At 63.1% G+C, this 22,125-nt stretch carries 17 protein-coding genes, 1 pseudogene and 1 riboswitch; of the genes and pseudogenes, 17 read left to right on the top strand and 1 reads right to left on the bottom strand.

Annotated elements, in window-relative coordinates; genetic code table 11:
• Positions 1–145: 145 nt before the first annotated feature.
• The 17 genes and pseudogenes from RIN49_RS08360 (at position 146) to thiD (ending at position 21,425) form a co-directional block, all read left to right on the top strand.
• Complete coding sequence (locus RIN49_RS08360) at positions 146–1,465, top strand: hemolysin family protein (protein WP_309119713.1); 1,320 nt, start codon at positions 146–148, stop codon at positions 1,463–1,465.
• A 269-nt stretch (positions 1,466–1,734) separates the two neighbouring features.
• A complete protein-coding gene (locus tag RIN49_RS08355; protein WP_309119712.1) occupies positions 1,735–2,832 on the top strand; it encodes an NHL domain-containing protein in 1,098 nt (365 codons plus the stop codon).
• A 108-nt stretch (positions 2,833–2,940) separates the two neighbouring features.
• Positions 2,941–3,357, top strand: a pseudogene (locus tag RIN49_RS08350) (InlB B-repeat-containing protein); the annotation flags it as partial.
• Between the two features lie 249 nt (positions 3,358–3,606).
• The gene (locus tag RIN49_RS08345) at positions 3,607–4,734 is read left to right on the top strand and encodes an S-layer homology domain-containing protein (protein ID WP_309119815.1); all 1,128 of its coding nucleotides are present in this window, start codon (positions 3,607–3,609) and stop codon (positions 4,732–4,734) included.
• Between the two features lie 183 nt (positions 4,735–4,917).
• The gene (locus tag RIN49_RS08340) at positions 4,918–5,697 is read left to right on the top strand and encodes a C40 family peptidase (protein WP_309119711.1); all 780 of its coding nucleotides are present in this window, start codon (positions 4,918–4,920) and stop codon (positions 5,695–5,697) included.
• 143 nt (positions 5,698–5,840) lie between these two features.
• Positions 5,841–7,454 (top strand): response regulator transcription factor, encoded by a 1,614-nt coding sequence (locus tag RIN49_RS08335; protein ID WP_309119710.1) that lies wholly within the window; start codon positions 5,841–5,843, stop codon positions 7,452–7,454.
• Positions 7,455–7,468: 14 nt separating this feature from the next.
• Positions 7,469–9,229, top strand: coding sequence for a cache domain-containing sensor histidine kinase (locus RIN49_RS08330; RefSeq protein ID WP_309119709.1), 1,761 nt, complete (start codon positions 7,469–7,471; stop codon positions 9,227–9,229).
• A gap of 80 nt (positions 9,230–9,309) precedes the next feature.
• A complete protein-coding gene (locus tag RIN49_RS08325) occupies positions 9,310–10,272 on the top strand; it encodes an ABC transporter permease (protein WP_375295222.1) in 963 nt (320 codons plus the stop codon).
• Positions 10,273–10,287: 15 nt separating this feature from the next.
• Positions 10,288–11,166, top strand: a complete 879-nt coding sequence (locus RIN49_RS08320; protein ID WP_309119708.1) for a carbohydrate ABC transporter permease — start codon at positions 10,288–10,290, stop codon at positions 11,164–11,166.
• Positions 11,167–11,268: 102 nt separating this feature from the next.
• Positions 11,269–12,828, top strand: a complete 1,560-nt coding sequence (locus RIN49_RS08315) for an extracellular solute-binding protein (RefSeq protein WP_309119707.1) — start codon at positions 11,269–11,271, stop codon at positions 12,826–12,828.
• Between the two features lie 69 nt (positions 12,829–12,897).
• Positions 12,898–14,313, top strand: coding sequence for an FAD-dependent oxidoreductase (locus RIN49_RS08310; RefSeq protein ID WP_309119706.1), 1,416 nt, complete (start codon positions 12,898–12,900; stop codon positions 14,311–14,313).
• Positions 14,314–14,396: 83 nt separating this feature from the next.
• A riboswitch (TPP riboswitch) is annotated at positions 14,397–14,500 on the top strand.
• 340 nt (positions 14,501–14,840) lie between these two features.
• A complete protein-coding gene (gene thiC, locus RIN49_RS08305; RefSeq protein ID WP_309119705.1) occupies positions 14,841–16,601 on the top strand; it encodes a phosphomethylpyrimidine synthase ThiC in 1,761 nt (586 codons plus the stop codon).
• Entirely contained in the window at positions 16,594–17,706 is a 1,113-nt protein-coding gene (locus RIN49_RS08300) for a ThiF family adenylyltransferase (RefSeq protein ID WP_309119704.1), read from the top strand. Before thiC ends, RIN49_RS08300 begins: the two co-directional genes overlap by 8 nt.
• Positions 17,703–18,566 carry a thiamine phosphate synthase gene (thiE, locus tag RIN49_RS08295; RefSeq protein ID WP_309119703.1) on the top strand — a complete coding sequence of 288 codons (864 nt, stop codon included), beginning with the start codon at positions 17,703–17,705 and terminating at the stop codon, positions 18,564–18,566. Before RIN49_RS08300 ends, thiE begins: the two co-directional genes overlap by 4 nt.
• Before the next feature lie 5 nt (positions 18,567–18,571).
• Positions 18,572–19,390, top strand: coding sequence for a thiazole synthase (locus tag RIN49_RS08290; RefSeq protein ID WP_309119702.1), 819 nt, complete (start codon positions 18,572–18,574; stop codon positions 19,388–19,390).
• Complete coding sequence (gene thiO, locus RIN49_RS08285) at positions 19,387–20,583, top strand: glycine oxidase ThiO (RefSeq protein ID WP_309119701.1); 1,197 nt, start codon at positions 19,387–19,389, stop codon at positions 20,581–20,583. The genes RIN49_RS08290 and thiO overlap by 4 nt, the downstream gene beginning before the upstream one ends.
• The gene (thiD, locus tag RIN49_RS08280) at positions 20,580–21,425 is read left to right on the top strand and encodes a bifunctional hydroxymethylpyrimidine kinase/phosphomethylpyrimidine kinase (RefSeq protein ID WP_309119700.1); all 846 of its coding nucleotides are present in this window, start codon (positions 20,580–20,582) and stop codon (positions 21,423–21,425) included. Before thiO ends, thiD begins: the two co-directional genes overlap by 4 nt.
• Before the next feature lie 80 nt (positions 21,426–21,505).
• On the opposite strand, the gene RIN49_RS08275 is transcribed toward thiD, so the two are convergent.
• Positions 21,506–22,096 (bottom strand): cell wall hydrolase, encoded by a 591-nt coding sequence (locus RIN49_RS08275; RefSeq protein ID WP_309119699.1) that lies wholly within the window; start codon positions 22,094–22,096, stop codon positions 21,506–21,508.
• Between the last annotated feature and the right edge of the window lie 29 nt (positions 22,097–22,125).

Here is a 22,125-nt window from a genome sequence, read left to right as displayed (position 1 = left end):
AGCCTGGAGAAGAAGGCGATAGGAACGATGTACAAGGGAATCCGCGCAGCGCGACGAAGGTTTGCGGTTCCGAGTACTACAAGCGTGAATAAAGCCTCCCCTACAGTCGTTATCGAGCGATAATCAACGAATAGGGGATGGATTTATGGTAACCGCTTTGCTGGTGCTCGCGGTTTTAATTGTACTGAACGCTTTCTTTGCCGCCTCGGAAATCGCATTGATTTCTCTGAACGACAACAAGATCAAGGCGATGGCGGAGGAAGGTCATAAGAAGGCAGGGCTATTGCACAAACTCCTGAGCGAACCGAGCCGTTTCTTGGCCACCATTCAAATCGGCATTACGCTTGCAGGATTTATGGCGAGCGCGTTCGCCGCGGAAAGCTTCGCCGGCCGTCTGGCCGACGCGCTTTACGCGACGGGAATCCCGATCTCTATAGAAATTCTTGAGACCGTCTCCGTGGTATTGATTACCGTGTCGCTATCTTACTTTACCCTCGTTCTCGGCGAACTGGTGCCCAAGCGCATCGCCATGGAGAAGTCCGAAGCGATCGCGATGTTCGCGGTCATGCCGCTGACGGCGTTATCCAAGCTGACGGCGCCGTTCGTGAAGCTGCTCACCTTATCGACGAACGTATTGGTCCGCCTCTTCGGCGTCGATCCCAACGCGGACAAAGAGCAGGTCACGGAGGAAGAAATTCGCATGATGGTCGACGTCGGCAAGGAAAACGGGGCAATCGACGAAACCGAAAAGAGGATGATCAACAACATCTTCGAGTTCGACAATAAATCGGTTTCGGATATTATGACGCATCGCAGAAACGTAGTCAGTTTCCCTTTAAGCATTACGCTGCGGGAGGCGGCATCGCGGATTCACGAGGAGAAGTTCACCCGGTTCCCGGTGTATGACGAGCATATCGACAATATCGTCGGCATCCTGCATGTGAAGGACCTGCTTCCCTTTATCGCGGAGGGCCGGGAAGCGTCGACCTTCGATCTTCAAGCGATGATCCGCAAGCCTTACTTCGTCCCGGAATCGAAGAAAATCGACGAGCTGCTGAAGGAGCTTCAGTTGAACAAGGTGCATATGGCCGTGGCGATCGACGAATACGGGGGCACGGCCGGGGTCGTCACGATCGAGGATCTGATCGAAGAAATCGTCGGCAACATCTACGACGAGTACGACGAGGACGAGAAGCCTATCGAACAGGCGGACGACGGCACGTACATCGTGAACGGCGGCGTCCACATCCGCGAAATCAAGGCGCTGCTGAACATCGAGATCGAAGACGACGAATTCGATACGTTGAGCGGGTTCATTATCAGTCGGTTAGGCCGCATTCCGGAGGAACACGAACAGCCTTCGATCGACTTCGCCGGATTCCGGTTTCAAGTCGAAGAAATGAACGAGATGCGGTTGGGAACGGTGAAAATTTCGAAAACGGCGGCGGCGGCGTACCAGCTGTAATCGCCGACGCAGGGCGTGTCGCGATCCATTCGAGGATCGGGCACGCCCTTTTTTTACGACAGACCAATACACGTACATGGGGCGCCTCGTATTATTGCTCCCTACCAAGATGAAACTCGTGTTGTGCGGTCAATTGAGGAGGGGGTCCTCAATTTTCGAGGTGGGCTGCCCGAAAGGAGCATATTCACGATCGGCCGAATCCCTTATAATGGAACAGCTATCGAACATTCGTACATCTATTTTAAGCGGTATCTACGAAAGGGAGGTTTATGATGAAAAGGGCCAATGAGCGATCATGGAAGGGACGAGCCGTCGGAACGCTGCTTATCGCATTGGCGGTGATGTTGGCGAACGGAATGGTTCCCCTGCTGCCGGCGGAATGGGGGAGCCGCGCTTATGCGGCGGAAAACTATACGATCGACACCATCGCCGGAACCGGTGCGAGGGGTTTTTCCGGGGACGGAGGGCCGGCAGTTTCCGCCCAATTTGACTTAGCTTACCATATTGCAGTAGACGACAGCGGAAATTTGTTTATTCCGGATTACTACAGTCATGTGATTCGGAAAGTGGATACATCCGGCATCATCACGACGATAGCCGGAAGGCCCGGGTTGGACGGCCGTACGGGGGATGGCGGACCGGCAACGGCGGCGCGATTGCGGTTCCCGACATCCGTAGCCTTCGACGGCGACGGGAACATGTACATTGCGGAGCTCGGCAACGACATCGTGCGAAAAGTGGACGCTGACGGGATTATCAGCACGGTGGCCGGCAGCGGCTTTAAGGGCTATGACGGAGACGGCGGGCCCGCGACGGTAGCCAAGTTGGACGGTCCAATGGATGTTGCCGTGGACAGCGCGGGCAATTTGTATTTCTCGGAAATCTATAATAATGTCGTTCGGAAAGTGGATAAAACCGGGATCATCAGCACGGTAGCCGGGAATCGCACTTTAGGTCACGGATATTCGGGCGACGGCGGGCCGGCGACGCTGGCAATGCTGGGCACTCCGTATTCCATTGATTTTGACAGCAGCGGGAATCTGTACATCGCGGATCGGAATAACAATCGGATACGGAAAGTGGATACGCTCAGGATCATCAGTACGGTGGCCGGCACGGGAGCGGCACACTATTCAGGAGACGGCGGGCCGGCGACGGCAGCCGCGATGTCAGCCCCGTCGGGCATTACCGTCGACGACAGCGACACGCTGTACGTCGCGGAACTTGGCAATCATGTCATTCGGAAAATAAGTACGACCGGCATCATCACGACGATTGCCGGGACCGGCTCTTTGGGGGATGCCGGCGAAGGCGGGCCTGGCGAAGGCAGCGTTATTGCGAACCCCTATAGGGGTCGATTTCTATGACGGGAACTTGTATGTATCGGACTACGGCAATTACAAGATCAAAAAGTTCGAAGCGATGTCCCATACGGTCACGTTCGATAAGAACGGCGGGGATACGGAGGCGAGTTCTCGACCTTGATCGTGAAGGACGGCGAAACGGCGGCTGCCCTTCCTGCGGCGCCGACCCGGTCAGGCTATACGTTCGCGGGATGGAATACGATGCCGAACGGCGGCGGAACCGGCTTCGACGCGACGACCGTCGTAAGCGGCAATGTTACCGTATACGCCCAATGGAACGTGAATGCTCCCGGCGCGCCTGCCAATCTCAGGGCGTCTCCCGGCAACGGACAAGTGTCGTTGGCTTGGGACAGCGTCACGTCAGCCGTCTATTACAGCGTGCATATCGGCACCGCCTCCGGCGCATACGATCCCTTGCCGTTGACCACGGTAACGGAAGCTACCTATACGGCGACGGGTCTTGTCAACGGTACGCCGTATTACTTCGCGGTGAAGGCGCACAACGTCACGGGAGCCAGCGGCTTCTCGAACGAGGCGAGCGCGACGCCGCGCGCTCCGCAAGCGCCGCAAGCGCCGTCGACGTCGGACTCCGTTTCCCAATCCGAACGGCCTACCGTGAATGTAGTAGACGGCAACGGCGGTTCCCTTGTATCGAACGAATACATCCTGCGTGTATCCGGTACCGACGGGCGCCGGCAGGCGGAAGTCGAATTGACAAGGGATCAGGCGTTCCGAGCGGTCGACAAGCTCAAGGCGCTCGATTCCGACTTCGCGAAGATGCTCATTCCGAACGACAAGGACGGGGACGCGGCGTTGATCGTGAAGTTCCCGAAGGCTTCGGCCGATCTGCTGTCCGACGGCAACGTCAAGATGGAGATTACAGCGACGCATGCGCGTGTCGTCATTCCGGGCGCAACGTTCGAAGGGGGAACGGACGGGCTTCGTTTCCGCATCGAACCGGCCAAGGAAGAGGACCTCGAATCGATCGAAGCGCAGGCAACGACGGATCCGCTTGTACGCGAAGCCGCGAGAGGCGGCAAGGTCGAAACCGTCGGCCGTCCGACGACGATCGGATCGAACGCGACCGGCGGCGGATACGAAGCGATACTGCCGCTGACCGGGGCGCCGCTCGACGACGAACAGCTGAAGAGAGTCGCGGTCTTCGCGCAGTATGAAGACGGCACGAAGGAGCTGGGGAAAGGAACCATCGTCCCCTCTGACGGCGAAGATCGGCCGCCTGGGATCCGCTTCCCCGTCTCCGCCGGCAAGACGGGCACGTTTACCGTGATCCGTTGGACGAATCCGGAGCATAAAGCATTTCTGTTCGGCTATGACGACGGGACGTTCGGTCCCGATCGAACCGTGACCCGCGCGGAAATCGCCGCGATGCTGGATAGGGTCATCGACCGGGACGAGAGCGCAGCGCCCAAGGAATTCCCGGATGTTGCGGACGGGCACTGGGCGACGGCCTACATCGACCGCGTCTCCGGCATGAGCGTAATGATCGGGTATCCGGACGGCAGCTTCAAGCCCGACGCGACGATCACGCGGGCGGAGATGGCGAGCGCGATCGCCCCGTTGCTGCCGGATGGATTCATCGCTGACGCGGGATTTACCGACACCGACGGAAGTTGGGCGCAAGCCGTCATCGAGAAAGCGAAAACGGCGGGCATCGTTGACGGGTATGAGGACGGCACGTTCCGCCCGCATGTGACGCTGACCCGGGCCGAGGCGGTCGCGATGATCGACAGGCTGCTGGGCCGAGGACCGCTTAGCGGAGCGCCGAGGAAATGGCCGGACGTGACGCAAACGCACTGGGCATACGGCTATATCCAGGAATCATCTATAGATCATCATTACGAAAAACAACAGGACGGCAAGGAGACATACATTCCGGAACCGTAAACAAGTACCCGCAAGCCCGTTCATTCGACAGCTGGGCTAACGCCCCGCCTCCCGTCGAACGGGCTTGCTTCGTTATTCGAGGACGATGCGCACAGAAAGCTTGAATTTTCCCGCATAAAGATCCGGGGAGCATTGAATCCTAATCATGGAAACAACTTCACCGGAGAGGGGATGAGCCGAACCATGCCGAGGAACGCCAAAGCCATCGCAATCATCGTCATTCTCTCGTGCTGCGCGGCGCAGCTGTCGTCTTGCGCGAACCGGAACGACGTACGCCCCCGATCCGTCGAAGAGGGCGCGGGCATCGAAGAAGCGGTGGTGAACGATCCGGATTTGTATTTCGGGGACTTGGGCGTAGAGGACTTCCTGTACGATCGTCGGGAGAACCGCATCGCCTCCTGGGGCAAAGACGAAAAAACGCCTCGAATCGACCCGAACGGATTCCCGTTGAACATGCAATTTCCCAACCCGTCCGTTCGCCCGATTCGAGGAACGTATGTCGAGAACATCGTGAAGACCGCCAAATCGTACCTTGGCACCCCGTACGTATACGGCTCCGACCGGACGGAGCCGTCGACGTTCGACTGCTCCGACTTTACCCGATGGGTGTTCTTGGACGCCGTCGGCATGGACTTGCCGTGGGATTCGCGGGCCCAAGCCGCATACGTCAAGGCGTTCGCCGCGAAAACGTACACTTCGCTGCGCCAAGCGAAGCGCGGCGACCTGTTGTTCTTCACGAACTATCGGGGAGAGAAGGCATCGGACTACGAGGGGCTCCGACCGTCGGAGAAGCCGGTCACGCATACGGCCATCTATCTCGGGAACGGGAAGATCATTCACAGCGCGTCGAAGTTGAGCGGAGGCGTCCGCATCGACGAATGGAGCTGGAGGCAGTTGCATCGGCGCTTCTTGTTCGGAGGCGGAATACTTCCCGCCAAGCAACCCGCCAAGAAGGCGAAATAGCCGCATATGGTTCAACCGTTACGGGGCCGTAACGGTTTTTTCTTTTTCCGAAAACACCAGAAATCATAGAATCCCCCCTGCTCGCGCCTCCGCGTTTCCCGATATAATGAAGGCAAGCAACCAAACGGGGAGCGGGAAGCCTCATGTATAAACTGTTGATCGTAGACGACGAACCGACGGTCCGGCACGGCCTTCGGCATTATTTCGATTGGGCGGAATTCGGCATCGAAGCGGCGGCGGAGGCCGACGACGGCGACGCGGCGCTGGAAGCGGCCGAGCGCGTCCGTCCGGATCTCGTGTTGACCGACGTGCGCATGCCGAATATGAGCGGCATCGAGCTGTCGCGCGAGCTGCGGGAGATATACCCGGATACGAAGATCGTGTTCATCAGCGGACACGACGACGCGGATTATTTGAAGTCCGCCTTGCAGGTGAACGCGGTCGATTATATTTTCAAGCCGGTGAATTTGCAGGAGCTGCGCACAGTCATCGAGCGGGTGGCGGCGGAGCTGGCGAATCGGGACCGGGAGCGGCTGCTCGCCCGGGACATGCAGGAGAAGCTGCGGGAGAGCATGCCGCTGCTTCGGGAGAAGTTCCTGCTCTCGACGCTGCAGGGGCAGGCGGGGCTGCGTTCCGGCGCGGAGGAGCGCATTCGGTTCCTTGAATTGCGGCTGCCGCCGGATGCCGAGTACGAGGTGATCGTCCTCAGCCTCGACAATTACGCGGAGCTGAGAGACGCCAGATCGGAACGCGATCTGCAGCTGCTCGTCTACGCGGCGACGAACATCGCGCAGGAGCTGATCGACCGGTATGCGGGCGGGTATGCATTCGAATCGGGCGTCGGCGAGATCGCCGGGCTGCTGCGCTGGAGCGGCGAGGACGATCCGGAGGAGCGGCTGCTGACGCTGGCGGGGGACATTCGCGACAATCTGGAGCGGTGGTTGAAGATCGGGGCGACGATCGGGGTCGGCAGCCGAACGAGGGGGCTGTCGAAGGTGGGCGAATCGTATGCGCAGGCGCGGGAAGCGGCGAGCCGGAAGTGGTATTTGGGCAAAAATCGGATCATCACGATGGACAGCCTGGGCGTGGAAACGGAGGAGGGCCGCGAGGAGCGCATCGGCCACGCGCAGATCGAGAGGCTGACGACGCTGCTGCGGGCGGGGGACGCGGAAGCGCTGCGCGACGAGATGAACGCGCTGTTCGATCGGTTGACGGAACACCGCGCGAGCGGCTTCGCCTACGGCCGGAACGTAAGCTTGCAGATCGCGCTGCTCGCCGATCAGCTGCTGCTCGAATTCGGAATCGGACAGGCGGCGGGAGCTCCGCTCGTCTGGGAGTCGTTAATGAAGAAGGAGACGATCGAGGATCTCCGGGCGGCATTGGAAGCGTACGTGTCGAGCGTATGCGCCGCCATCCGGGAGCGCCGAGACAACCGTTCGAGCAACCTGGTCGAGCGGGTGCAGGCGGTGCTCGCGGCGCGATATGCGGAAAACTTGTCCGTCGCGGACGTCGGTAAAGAGGTGTACTTGTCGCCGACGTACGTCAGCTTGCTGTACAAGCAGGAAACCGGGCGAACGATCAACGAAGCGTTGACGGCGGTTCGGATCGAGAAAGCGAAGGAGCTGCTCCGCGATCCGAGGTATAAATTTTACGACGTTTGCTTCGCGGTCGGGTACGCGGACCCGAGTTATTTCACGAAGCTGTTCAAGAAGATGACCGGGCTGACGCCGAAGGCGTATCGAGATCAACTTTACTGAAGGTGGTGCCCCGCGTGCTGAATTCGTTGCGCAAGTGGCTTCTGTTGTATGTGCTCGCGATCGTGGCGCCGGCGTCGGTGTTGTTGTACAGCTACTATCAACGGTCGGCTTCCGTCTTGGAGGAGGAGTTGTCCCGCTCCGCCTTGCAGACGCTGGTGCAGGCCGGGATCAACCTCTCCTACCGGATTCGCCATATCGAGGACGCTTCCAACGCCTTGTTGATGAACCCGAATCTGTCCGAATATTTGGAGCAAGCGGGAGAGGATCCGTCCGAAGGGCGTCTGCTCGACAACGTGAAAGATTTGCGAAGCCTGGTCGAGCAGACGCAGGCCAACACGGACGTGTATCGCGTCCGTTTTTTCGTGGACGGGAAGAAGGTCATCGCGAGCGAGAGGGTTAACTTCTTCCCCATCGAACAATTGCAGTCGGATCCCTGGTACCCGAAGATCGTGGAAGGGAACGGGAAGATCGTATGGAGCGAGCTGTACGAAGAGACGTTCATCGACAACGGGCCGGCCCTGCTGTTCACGAACGCCAGAATCATTCGAGACCCGAAGCGCTACGATACGATCTACGGCATTCTGATGTTGGACGTGGCGGAGCGGACCTTTTCCGAAATCTTAACTCCTCTGGAGCTGCCGGGCGATTCCGAGCTATACCTCGCGAACGGAGACGGCGCCATCGTCTGGCATCGGGACCGCTCGCTCGTCGGAACGGCCGCGTCGCCCGCGGCGGACGGCCTGACGAAGAGCGGGGAGACGTACGCGATCTCGACGCGCGTCGAAGGCACCGACTGGCGTCTCGTCGCCGAAATCCCGGCTTCGGCGATCGCCAAGCGGGCGCTGGAGCAGGGAAGAACGTCGAGCTTCGTCACGATCCTAGGCATATCCGCGCTCTTCCTTGCGTTAATGTTTCTCCTGCTCGCCCTGATGATCCGGAGCATGAACCGGCGGCTGCAGCAGGTCATCTCGACGATTCGGAAGGAGGGCGTGGAGCGGATCGACGAGGCGACCGCCTCGGACGGCGACTTCGTCCTGCTCGAACGAAGCGTGGATCGACTGATTTACCGGGTGAAGTCGTTGATGGAGCAGACATACCGCGCGGAGGTGCAGCGGAGAGAGGCGGAATTGAAGGCGCTCCAGGCGCAGATCAATCCGCATTTCTTATATAACACGCTCGATACGATCAACTGGATCGCCATCGGGCGGAACGCGACCGACATCAGCCAGATGATCGACGGCCTCGCCAAATACTTCCGCCTGAGCTTAAACAAGGGACGCGATCTGACGAGCGTGGCCGACGAGATCCAACTTGCAGAGGTGTATTTGGATTTGCAAAAGACGAGGTTTCCCTCCAGCTTCGAATACGAGATCGAGCTGGAGGAGGAGGCCGCGAAGTACTACATTCCTAAGCTGACGCTGCAGCCGATCGTGGAGAACGCGCTGCTGCACGGGATTCGGAAGTCGAAGGCGAAGTCCGGCGTCATTCGCATCGGCGCGCGCAAGGAAGGGGACGCGCTGACGCTCGAGGTCCGGGACGACGGTATCGGCATGGACGAAGAGCGCGCGCGGCGGCTGCTCGTCGAGCCGACCCGCGCGTCGAAGCCGGACGAGGGGGGCGGCTCTTACGGATTGTACAACGTGAACGAGCGGATCAAGCTGTTCGCCGGACCGGATTACGGGTTGTCGATTCGGTCGCGTCCGAACGAGGGGACGACGGTCGCGATCCGATTGAAGGCGATCCCCGAGAATTTGTGGGATTCCACCAGAAATTGATGGATTGTCTTCTACCGAACGATTCGTCCCCTCTCTTATAATGAGGAGGCCAGCTAGAGAGATCGAGAGGAGCGGGGAAGATGGAACTGGGTACGACGACGAAGGCCGCGAAGCGAACCGGCGCCGCCGCGCGAAGGAGAGCCGAGGCATGGAGGCTCGTCCGCAACAACTTGGACATGTATGCGCTGCTGCTGCCCGGCCTGTTGTTCTTGCTGATCTTTAAATACGTCCCGATGTACGGCATTCTGATCGCGTTCCAAAACTTTAATATTTTCGACGGGATCTCGGGCAGCGAATGGGTCGGCGGGGAGCAGTTCGTCAAGCTGACGCAGTCGGAGGAGTTCGCGCAGGTGTTCCGGAACACGCTGCTGATCAGCTTCTATAAGATCGCGATTTTATTCCCGATCCCGATCGGCATCGCGTTGTTCTTGAACGAGGTTTCGAAAATGTGGTTTAAGCGTTCCGTGCAGACGATCATTTACTTGCCCCATTTTCTGTCGTGGGTCATTATCGCGGGGTTGTTCATCAACATCTTGTCCCCTTCGAGCGGACTCGTGAATCGAGCGATCGAGGCGTTCGGGGGCCAGCCGATCTCGTTCCTGCTCGACAACGATTGGTTCCGCAGCGTGGTCGTATTTACCGCAGGCTGGAAGGAGTCGGGGTGGAACGCCATTATCTTCATCGCGGCGATCGCGGGCATCGATCAGGAGCAGTACGAAGCGGCGGCGATCGACGGCGCGAGCCGGCTGCAGCAGATGTGGTACATCACGCTCCCGGGCATTATGGCGACGATCGTGCTCGTGTTCATTCTCCGGATCGGCTACTTGCTGGATGCGGGCACGGAGCAAATCCTGACGCTCTACAACGCGGTCGTTTACGAGACGGGCGACGTGATCGGAACGTACGTCTACCGCATCGGCCTCGGCAAGATGGATTACAGCTTCAGCACGGCCGTCGGCTTGTTCAATTCCGTCATCGGCTTTCTGCTCGTCGTCACAGGCAACTGGCTGTCCAGAAAATTCCTGCAGCGCAGCATCTGGTAAAGGGGGAAGGCGCATATGAGAAGAAAATCCGCAGGAGACGCCGCGTTGGATACGTTCATCTACGTCTCGCTTACGATCGCCGCGCTGGCCACGCTGCTTCCCTTCGCCAACGTGTTCTCGAAGGCGTTCAGCGCCGAATGGGCGGTTATGTCCGGCAAGGTCGGCCTCTGGCCGATCGATTTCCAAGTGGACACGATGAAGTACGTCGTCACGTCCGAATCGTTCCTTAAGGCGCTCGGCATCTCCGTCTTTCTGGCCGGCGTCGGCACGCTGCTATCCATTCTGTTGACCGCCGTGACCGCCTATCCGCTGTCGAAGCGTCATTTGCCGGGCACCGGCGCGATTCTCGTGTTGTTCGTCTTCACGATGCTGTTCAGCGGCGGCATCATTCCGAATTACTTGCTGATCCGGGAGCTGGGCCTGATGAACAATTTGTGGTCGCTCATCCTGCCGGCGATGATCAGCGTCTTCAATATGCTCGTCATTAAGAGCTACTACGAGAGCTTGCCGGAAAGTCTGGAGGAAGCGGCGAAGCTCGAGGGGGCGGGCAATCTGCGGGTGTTGTTCTTCATCGTGCTGCCGCTCAGCGGACCGGTGCTCGCTACGATCTCGCTGTTTTACGCGGTGTATTTTTGGAACGACTTCTTCCATCCGATGCTGTACATCAATAACCCCGGCTTGAGGCCGCTTCAGCTCTACTTGCGCGATATCGTCATGGAGGCCGACACGACGCAAGGCGGGGCGGAGAAGACGTTGGACGAACTGATGAACCTGACGCCGGAAGGCATCCGCGCGGCGACCGTCATCGCGTCGACGGTTCCGATCCTGCTCGTCTATCCGTACTTGCAAAAGTACTTTATCAAAGGCGTTCTGATCGGTTCGGTGAAGGGGTAGGAGCCGGAACGCAGCGCATTAATTCCGCCGAGGTACCCGGCGGATTAATGATATAGACGCAAGGCAAGACCATGGATCGTCAATTCAAGGAGGTAACGAAATATGAATCGATTGCGGCGGAAACAGACGGGGGTTCTGGCGATGACGGCGGTCCTGACGTTCGCGGCGGCGTGCAGCCAAACGTCGGGCGGGGATGCGGGAAGTCAGGGCGGCGCGGCCGCGACACCGGCGGGGACGGCGAAGGAAGAGACGAAGGAAGCCGCCAAGCCGGGGTTGAAGGCGCTTCACCATTGGATGAAGGACGATTACAACACGTATCCGGTCGCGAAGGTCATCGAAGAAGAGACGGGCTACAAGGTGCAATACGATATGCTTCCGCAGGATAAGGCGGAGGATAAGCTGAACCTGATCATGGCTTCGGGGGAAGCGTACGACTACATCTTCACCGTCGGCGGCTCCAGTTGGAAAGCGCTTTATTCCGACTATGCGAAGCGCGGCGCGCTCGTCGATCTCGGCCCGCTCATCGATGAGCACGGGCCGAACATCAAAGCGTCGTTATCCCAGAAGTCTTGGGACATGGTGACGGTCGACGGGAACATCTACGCGATTCCGTTCCCGTCGGTCGACTTCGTGGGCGCGAGCCTCGCGATTCGTCAGGATTGGCTGGATGCGTTGGGCCTTCCGATGCCGACGACGGTCGATGAATTCAAGAACGTGTTGGCGGCCTTCAAGGAGAAAGATCCCGGCGGCAACGGCGATCAGAACATTCCGATGACGATCAACGGGGACGCGCCGATGGTGACGAATGTGCTCGGCGCCTTCGGCATCGCGAACGGCTGGAACCCGAAGGACGGCTCGCTCGTCCCGCAGCCGATGGACCCGGGCTTCCCCGCCTACTTGACCTACATGAACGGACTGTTCGAGCAAGGGTTGTTGGAACAGGAGTTCGCCGTCAATAAAGACGCCACGATGAAGGAGAAATTCTCGAGCGGCCGGGCGGGCGTCATTCCGCTGCACTGGGCGGACGTTCCCGCCGTATCCGACGCGCTGCAGAAGAACGATCCGAACGCGAAGATCGTCTTCGTGCCGCCGCTGAAGGGGCCGGACGGCCAGGCGGCGCTCTCGAGCAACGGCGGAGGGTTGGACCGCATTACGTTCATTCCGAAATCGGCGAAGAATGCGGTCGAGACGATCAAATTTTTCAACGCGAAGCTGGAGACGGAGACGTTCAAGCGGATCGCCATCGGGGACGAGGGGACGCATCATACGTTCGAGAACGGCGCGTACAGCCCGATTCTGCCGATCTTCAACGACGAACGGAACCAGGCGAACAACTACTTGACGGGCGTCGACGAGAACAACTACGCGACGTATTGGCAAGCAAGGGTGCGCAAGGACCCTCGGCTGTTCGCGGCGTGGGAATCGATCAATCCGCTCTTGGACGATGCGCTGAAAGCGCCGGACGTCCTGTCTACGGCTCCGTACTTGCCGGAATTCGCAAGAAACAATCAGACGCTGGGCGCTCTGGTGTCGGAGTTCGCCGTGAAAATTATCGTCGGCAGCGAGACGCTGGACGGTCTGGAAGCGTTCCAACAGAAATTTAACGCTTCCGGCGGAGAAGCGACGGCCAAGGAAATCAACGACTGGTACGCGTCGAAATAAGGAGCCGAGCCGGCGGGCGCGTTGTACCGCTGTCGCCGGCGGCATGTCCTAAGGGAGGAAAGAATGCGCATGTTGGAAGCTAACGGCTTGACTGTAACGGTTCCGGAGCATCGGCTGCCGGTGTCGTACGCGCCCGACGTCGTCGTCGTCGGAGGAGGCGCCTCGGGGGTGGCGGCGGCGATCGCGGCCGCGCGCAACGGGGCGAAGACGCTCCTCCTCGAGCAGCGCGGATACTTGGGCGGCATGGGCACCTCCGCCTTGGTGCCGGCGTTCTGCCCGTTCACGGACGGCGAGAAGCCGGTCGTGCGCGGCATCGGCCTCGACCTGATGGAACGCATGAAGGCGGCCGCGGGCGACGAGTACCTCCGCATGCATCGGGATCGGCTCGATTGGGTCCCGATCGACGTCGAAATCTTGAAGCGCGTATATGACGACGCCGTGCTGGAGAGCGGAGCGGAGCTGCTGTTCCACAGCTTCGTCGATCAAGCGCTGCTCGCGGACGACGGACGGTCGATCGCCGGTCTCGTCGTCGGCAACAAGTCGGGCCGCTCCGTCGTACAGGCGAAGCTGTACATCGACGCGACCGGCGACGCGGACCTCGCGGCGCTCTCCGGCGTGCCGTTCCACATCGGCGGCGAGTCGGGCGAGCTGCAGCCCGGCACGATGTGTTATCTCGTCTGCAACGTCGATAAAGCGAGATACGACCGCTTCTTAGCGGAGACGGGGCAGGGCAATCAGATGCCGGACACGGTGCAGGAGGCGCAGCGCAACGGAGACCTGCCGGAGGGGCGCAAGCGCATCTCGGGCCTCGCGTGGCTGTCGAATTCGGTCGCCGGCTTCAACTTCGGGCATGTGTTCGGCATCGACGGCACGAAGGCCGAGGATCTGACGCGCGCGGCCGTCGAAGGGCGCCGCCTCATCGAGGTGCAGATGCGATTCCTCCGCAAGTACGTCCCCGGCTTCGAGAACGCGCATCTCGTGCACTCCGGCGATCAGATCGGCATTCGCGAGACGCGGCGCATCGTCGGGGATTATACGCTGGTCGTCGACGACTTCCTCTCGATGCGCACCTTCGAGGACGATATCGCCCGCAATTCGTACTTCATCGACATCCATCTGGCGAACGCGCAGAGCGCCATGGCGATCAAGCATCTGCCGAAGGGGGAGTCGCATGGGGTGCCGTACCGCTGCATGCTGCCGCAGGGCAAGTCGAACCTGATCGTCGCGGGACGGTCCGTCTCCTCCGATCGGCCGGTGCAAGGCTCGCTGCGCGTCATGCCGAACTGCTTCGCCATGGGGCAGGCGGCCGGCACGGCGGCGGCGATGGCCGCGGCGGAGGGGCGGGATTTCCGCGGCGTCGAGGTGAAGCGGCTGCAGCGGCTGCTCGCCGAGCAAGGCGCATGGCTGGGCGACGGGAAGCGCGCCGGCGATGTCGTCGCGAGCGGCGGCGGACCGCTCGTCTACGAAGAAGAGAACGACGATTAACCTCGCGCAGGGGCCGATGCGCTCTTTCGGAACCGAAGGAAAGCGATTGACACTTTCTTCCGGTGCGTGTACAGTAGATCATAGAATTCCACTAGGGGCGCCCGCGAGGGCTGAGATAAGGCGAAGCCTTGGTCCCTTAGAACCTGATCTGGGTCATGCCAGCGTAGGAAAGTGGACCAATGCGCGTGAACGAGCTGCCGCCGGGGCAGGCGTGCGGGCTTATGCCTGCCGTCGATGCGACCGGAGGAGTGCGGCGGGCTCCGGGGGAACGTCCCGGGAGGCCCGCGAAGCCTCCCGCAGCGCAAACACAACCGTTGGCCGCTCCGTACGGGGCGGCTTTTTTTTCCGTTCGTCGGGAATCGAGCCGCGCGACGGGGCGGTCCGAGAGCGCCGGCCGAACAGGTCCCCGGGGGATCGTACGGGACCTCCGGCGCCGGGGACGGCATCGCGCGATTGGCATCCTATTTTCGATACGGCTTGGGCCTCCTAGGGGAATTCGGAAGAATGACTCGAGGAGGTTTTTTGTTATGGGGATATTGACGACGCCGCTGCCGGGAAGTCGTAAGGTGTACGTCGAGGGCGAGGGCGGCCTTCGGGTGCCGATGCGGGAGATCGCGCTAGCGGACAGCCGAGCGGCGGACGGTTCCGCGCTGCCGAACGCGCCGCTGCTCGTCTACGACGCGAGCGGACCGTATACGGATGAACGCTACGAGGCGGACATCCGGCGCGGCTTGCCGCCGCTGCGGGCGGAGTGGATCGACGCCCGCGCGGACACCGCGCCGTATCCGGGCCGCGAGGCGAAGCCGCTGGACGACGGCTATGCAAGCGAAAATTCGGCGCGGGAGCGGGGCGAAGCCGTCTTCCCGGGACTGCGGCGCGAACCGCGCAAGGCGCTGCCGGGCCGCAACGTGACGCAGCTCCACTACGCGAGGCGGGGCATCGTGACGCCGGAGATGGCGTTCATCGCCGTTCGCGAAGGGATGACGCCCGAATTCGTGCGGGACGAGGTGGCGGCGGGGCGCGCGGTCATCCCGGCGAACGTCAACCATCCGGAGAGCGAGCCGATGATTATCGGCCGCCGGTTCCACGTGAAGATCAACGCCAACATCGGCAACTCCGCCGTCGCCTCTTCGATCGAGGAGGAGGTCGAGAAGATGACGTGGGCGACCCGCTGGGGCGCGGATACGATCATGGACCTGTCGACGGGCAAGAACATCCACACGACGCGGGAGTGGATTATTCGCAACAGTCCGGTGCCGGTCGGCACGGTGCCGATCTATCAGGCGCTCGAGAAGGTCGGCGGCCGCGCGGAGGCGCTGACGTGGGACATCTTCCGAGACACGCTCATCGAGCAGGCCGAGCAAGGCGTCGACTATTTCACGATTCACGCGGGCGTGCGGCTCCGCTACATACCGATGACGGCGAAGCGGGTGACGGGCATCGTATCGCGCGGCGGCTCGATCATGGCGGCGTGGTGCCTCGCGCATCATCGGGAAAATTTCTTGTACACGCACTTCGAGGACATCTGCGAAATCATGAAGGCGTACGACGTCACGTTCTCGCTCGGGGACGGGCTGCGCCCCGGGTCGATCGCGGACGCCAACGACGAGGCGCAGTTCGCGGAGCTGGAGACGCTCGGCGAGCTGACCGACATCGCCTGGAAGCACGACGTCCAGGTCATGATCGAAGGTCCGGGCCATGTGCCGATGCACCTGATCAAGGAGAACGTCGACCGTCAAATGGAAGTGTGCAAGGAGGCGCCCTTCTACACGCTCGGGCCGCTGACGACCGATATCGCGCCCGGCTACGATCACATCACGTCCGCGATCGGGGCGGCGATGATCGGCTGGTTCGGCACGGCGATGCTGTGCTACGTGACGCCGAAGGAGCATCTCGGCCTGCCGAACAAGGAGGACGTGAAGGACGGCGTCATCGCGTACAAGATCGCGGCCCACGCGGCCGATCTGGCGAAGGGGCATCCGCGCGCCCGACAGCGGGACGACGCCTTGTCCAAGGCGCGGTTCGAGTTCCGCTGGCGCGACCAATTCCATCTGTCGCTCGATCCGGAGCGAGCGATGGCGTATCACGACGAGACGCTGCCGGCGGACGCGGCCAAGTCGGCCCATTTCTGTTCGATGTGCGGGCCGAAGTTTTGCAGCATGCGCATCACGCACGATATTCGGGCCTATGCGGCGGAGCAGGGGGTCGATCCGGCGGAAGCGGTCGAAGCGGGCATGCGGGAGCGCTCGGCGTTGTTCAAGTCGGGAGGAGGCCGTCTCTATGTGTAGCGCCGGGGGGAGCGCGGACGCGGCGGTCGAGGTCGAGCTGTCGCGGTACGACCGGCAGATGCGCTTCGCCCCGATCGGCGAGAGCGGGCAGCGGAGGCTCGGGGCGTCGACCGTCCTCGTCGCGGGCGTCGGGGCGCTCGGCTCCTCGCTCGCGCAGCAGCTGGTCCGCGCAGGCGTCGGCCGACTGCGGCTCGTCGACCGCGACTTCGTGGAGCCGGACAACTTGCATCGCCAATCGCTGTACGACGAAGCCGCCGCCGCGGCTTCCGCGCCGAAGGCGGTCGCCGCCGCCGCTCGGCTGCGGGCGATCAACGGCGCGGCTCGCGTGGAACCTCGCGTGACGGACCTCTCGGCGGCGAACGCTTCCGAGCTGACGGAAGGCGTCGACCTCGTGCTGGACGGGACGGACAATGTGGAGACCCGCCTGCTGCTGAGCGACGCCTGCTTCCGCCGCGGCATCCCGTTCGCGTACGGCGGGGCGACGGGCTCGTCCGCGAGCGCCGCGCTGCTCGTTCCCGGCGAGACGTCCTGCCTTCGCTGCCTCATCGGCGGCGAGGCGGACGCCGCGCCGACGGCGAACTGCGACACGGCGGGCATTATCGGTCCGGCGGCGGATGTCGCGGCGGCGCTGCAGGCCGTGGAGGCGCTGAAGTGGCTGACGGGCAACCGAGAGGCGCTGCGGCGAACGTGGATATCGGCGGATGTGTGGCGGTTCGCGTTGAAGGAGATGCGTCTCCCGGGCGGCCGGTCCGGCTGCCGTTATTGCGCGCCGGACCGAGGAGCCGCCGAAGAGGCGCCGGAACGGCACGCGAGCGCGGCGCCGGACGCGGTCGTCCTGTGCGGGCGGGATACGATCCAGGTCGCTACCGGCCGGACCGTCGAGGCGGATCGGCTGAAGGAGCGGTTGATTCGCCGAGGCTGCGAGATCGAGGCCGCCAACCGGTACCTCGTGCGAGCGCGGACGCCCGAGGGCGCGTCGCTCGCGATCTTCGCGGACGGCCGCGTCCTCGTGCGCGGCGCGCCCGGGCCCGCGGACGCCCGGACGATCTGTCTGCGATACGTGTCGGAAGAAACGATGGAGGAGAAGGGGGAGAGAGTCCGTTGAAGCGGCTCGACGATTGCAAGCTGTATGTCATTACGGGAGAAGCGTATCACCCGGGCCGGGAGCTGCTCGAGGTGATGGAGGCGGCGATCCGAGGCGGCGCCGACATCGTGCAGCTCCGGGATAAGACGTCGACCGGCGCGGCGCTGCTCGCCAAGGCGAAGGCGCTGCGGGCGCTGACTCGCCGCTGGGGCGCGTTATTCATCGTCAACGACGATCTGGAGGTAGCGCTCGAGGCCGAAGCGGACGGGGTCCATCTCGGGCAGGACGATCTGGCGATCGGCGAAGCCCGGCGCTTGGCGGGAAGCCGCCTCTTGATCGGCATCTCGACGCATAACCTCGCTCAGGCGCTGGAGGCGGAGCGGGCGGGCGCGGACTATATCGGCGTAGGCCCGGTCTACCCGACGCCGACGAAGCCGGGCCGCGCGCCCGTGACGACGTCGTACGTGGCCGAAGCGGCCGCGCGGATTCGGATTCCGTTCTTCGCGATCGGCGGCATCTCGCCCGAGACGGCGGACGACGTGTTGGCCGCAGGCGCGCGGCGGCTGTGCGCCGTCTCCGCCGTAACCGGCAGCGCCGATCCGGCGGACGTATGCCGGGCGCTGAAACGGCGCATCGCCGAGTGGGAGGCGCGGGACGCCGGCGGGGAGCCGGGGGCGGAGGACGTGCGGGTGACCGTGAACGGCAGAGACGTCGCGACGCGGTCCGGCACGCTGCGAGAGCTGGCCGAGTCGCTCGGGCTCGCCTCCCTGCGCGTCATGGCGGAGCGGAACGGCGAGGCGGTGCCGCGCGCGGACTGGGCGCAGGTCGCGATCCGGGGCGGCGATCGGATCGAATTCGTGCATTTCGTCGGGGGAGGTTGAGCGGGATGAAGGAAGCGAACTGGAACGCGCCATTCACGATCGGCGGCGTAGCGCTGCGGTCGCGGCTGTTTCTCGGGACGGGGAGGTACCCGAGTCCGGCCGTGCTGCGGCGGGCGCTCGAAGCGTCGGGGGCGCACGTCGTCACCTTCGCCGTCCGGCGAATCGATCTGGAGGCGCCGCGGGAGGAGGACCCGACCTTGCGGCTGACCGAGGGCAAGGAGCTCGTGTACTTGCCGAATACGTCCGGGTCCTCGACGGCGGACGAAGCGATTCGCATCGCGCGGCTCGCCCGCGAAGCCGGTCTCGGCAGCTGGGTCAAGGTCGAGATCAGCGTTCATCCGCGGCTGCTGCTGCCCGATCCGGTCGAGACGCTGAAGGCGACGGAGCGGCTCGTACGGGAAGGCTTTACGGTGCTGCCGTATACGTCGGACGATCCGATGTTGTGCGCGCGGCTCGCGGAAGCGGGGGCGGCCGCCGTCATGCCCGGCGGCTCCCCGATCGGGACGGGGCTGGGCATTCTTAATCCGTACCATGTGAGCTGGATCGCGGAAGAATGCCCCGTCCCGGTCATCGTCGACGCCGGCTTAGGCTCTGCGGCGGACGCCGCGCAAGCGATGGAGCTCGGAGCGGACGGCATTCTCGTGAATACGCCCGTCGCGCAGGCCCGCGATCCGGTGGCGATGGCCGAGGCGATGCGGCTCGGCGTCGAGGCGGGGCTGCTGTCGAGGCGCGCGGGGCGCATCCCGCGGAAGCCGTACGCATCGGCCAGCAGCGCGACCGACGGCGGGCTGTTCCCCGGCGCGGCCGGAGGGGGCGCCGGATGAGCGGCCGCACGGTCGTCGTGCTCGGCGGCGGCATCGTCGGGCTGGCGTGCGCCTACGAGGCGCTCGAGCGGGGCTGGCGCGCGATCGTGATCGACGCCGGTCCGATCGGCGGCCAAGCGTCGAGCGCCGCCGCCGGCATGCTGGCGCCGTATTCGGAGAACGGCGAGGCGCCGGACGCCTTCTTCCGGTTTTGCCGCCGCAGCTTCGCGTTGTATCCGGCGTGGGTGCGCGACATCGAGGAGACGTCCCGCCGGCGCGTCGGATTCGTCCGTTCGGGCAGCCTGCAGGTCGCTCGCCGGGAAGCGGATCGGCTGCCGCTGCAAGGTCGCTTGCGATGGCAGACGGACCAAGGCGCTCGGCTGGAATGGGTGGAGGCGGAAGCGCTGCCCCGGCTGGAGCCGGCGCTGGCGCCCGGGCAAGCGGGGGCGCTCTATTGCCCCGAAGAGGCGCACGTGCAGGCGCGGCTCCTCGTGCAGGCGCTGGCCGAAGCGGTGCGGCGCCGGGGCGGGCGTCTCGTCCCGTCGGCCGGCCGCCTGCTGACGCTGGAGCGGTCCGGCGAATCGGGAGGCGGCGTTCGGGTCGAATACGCGAACGCCGGAACGTTCGTCGGCGACCGGCTATGCTGCTGCCTCGGCTCCTGGAGCGAGGAGCTCGAGTCGCGGATCGGACTGCGTCTTCCCGTGCATCCGATTCGGGGGCAGATTTGCGCTTACGCCCCGCGTCCCGTCGAGCTCCGGCACATCGTCTTCAGCCCGCTCGCGTATTGGGTGCCGAAGCCGGACGGTTCCCTCGTCTGCGGCGCGTCCGAGGACGAGGCGGGGTTCGACCGTTCGGTGACGCCGGCCGGCATCGGGCGGCTCGCGCGCGCCGGGGGACGAATGCTCCCCGGCCTGCAGGGAGCGGCCCCGTCCCGCAGCTGGGCCGGGCTGCGGCCCGCGACGCTGGACGGCCGCCCCTTGATCGGAGCCGTCCCCGGCCGGGACGGCTTGTATTTGGCCTGCGGGCATTACCGCAACGGCATTCTGCTGAGCCCGGCGACGGCGGCGGCGTTCGGGCGTTGGCTCGACGACGAAGAGGGGTCCGGCGGCGAGGGAAGCGTAAGCGGCGGGGGACCGCATGCCGACATGGCCGCCTTCCGCCCGGATCGATTCGGCGCCGGGGCGCACGCGCGAGGGGAAGGAGCCGCGTTATGACCGAAGGGAGCGGCGGACGCGCCGCCCCGCCGCGGGCGCTGACGATCGCGGGTTCGGATTCGGGCGGCGGCGCAGGCATGCAAGGCGATCTGAAGACATTCCAAGAGCTGGGGGTGTACGGCATGAGCGTCGTAACGGCGATCACCGCCCAGAACAGCCTCGGCGTCCAACGCATCGAGCCGGTGGCGCCGGAGCTGATCGAAGCGCAGCTCGACAGCGTGCTCGGGGATATCGGCGCGGACGCCGTCAAGACGGGCATGCTGCCGACGCCGGAGGCGGTCGCCGCGGCGGCGGCGGCGATTCGGCGGTACGGCTTGAGGCGGCTCGTCGTCGATCCGGTGCGGACGGCCAAGGACGGTCGCCGTCTTCTCTCGGGGGAAGCGTTCGAGGCGCTGGCCGAGCTGCTGCTTCCGCTCGCGGAGCTGGCGACGCCGAACGTTCCCGAGGCGGCGGCGCTGCTAGGGGTGACCGAACGGGACATCCGCACGCCAGAGGAGCGAATCGACGCGGCGAAGGCGCTGCTGTCGTTCGGCTCCCGCCACGTCCTGCTGAAAGGCGGGCACGCCGAGGGCGACGATTGTCTCGACATTCTCGTCGCCGCGGGCGACGGCGGCCGCCGTCCGGTGCTGCTAAGCGGACCCCGGCTGGCCCGACGGCATACGCACGGTACCGGCTGCGCGCTGTCGTCCGCCGTCTGCGCGGCGCTGGCCGGGGGGGCGACGACGGAAGCGGCGTGCCGCAGGGCGAAGGCGTTCGTCGCGGCGGCGATCGCGGGGAGCTATCCGACCGGCGCGGGCGTCGGCAGTTTGCGGCACGAGGCATGGCGAGCCGGCGCGCCCTGAGCGGCCGAAGGTAAGCGACGCGCAGCCAGACGATTCCAACGCAAAAGCCGCTTCCCCTCTCGCTAAAGAGGGAAGCGGCTTTATTTATAAAACGTATGATCTCCGATTTGCACCGTCTTCTTCGCCTTCGGATTCGGGTGATGGTCGGCGATCTCCATATTCGCGAAGTAAATCGCGCCCTTCGTCGGGTCTTTCCCGTTCAGCGCTTCTTCGGCCGCCCGATAGGCCGAATCGACAGGCTCTCGATGAATCGTACCGTTGCTGACCGGCTGGAATTGCCCCTTGGAATAAATGACCTCTTCGATCGTATCGCCGAAGCCTTCTTCTTCCACTCGGTTCAAGACGACCGCCGCAACGGCCACTTGCCCTTTATATGGTTCGTTCTTCGCCTCCGCGCTTACGATTCGCGCAAGCAATTCGACTTCTTCCGACGTTACGTACGATGGTTCGGACGACGCGTTCGGTTGTTCGGCAGAGACGCTCGCCGTAACCGGCTCCTCCGGCGACTCCGATGCCCCGACATCCTGACCGCTTTCCGTTCGAATCGTTTCAACACTCGTAACTGGATGCTGAACCGGATTCTCATACCCTGTAGATTGTTCATTATTCGCCACTACAAGGGCGTTGGAAAGGATCAAGGCGAGCAGGGTCAACACTGCTGCTTGGTTCACTTTCTCACCGTCCTATTCGTTTTGAAAAG

This window comes from Paenibacillus sp., from assembly GCF_031177825.1.
GTDB lineage: Bacteria > Bacillota > Bacilli > Paenibacillales > YIM-B00363 > Paenibacillus_AE.
The sequence above is the reverse complement of the archived record's forward strand: the minus strand, read 5'-3'. Positions and strand labels throughout refer to the sequence as shown.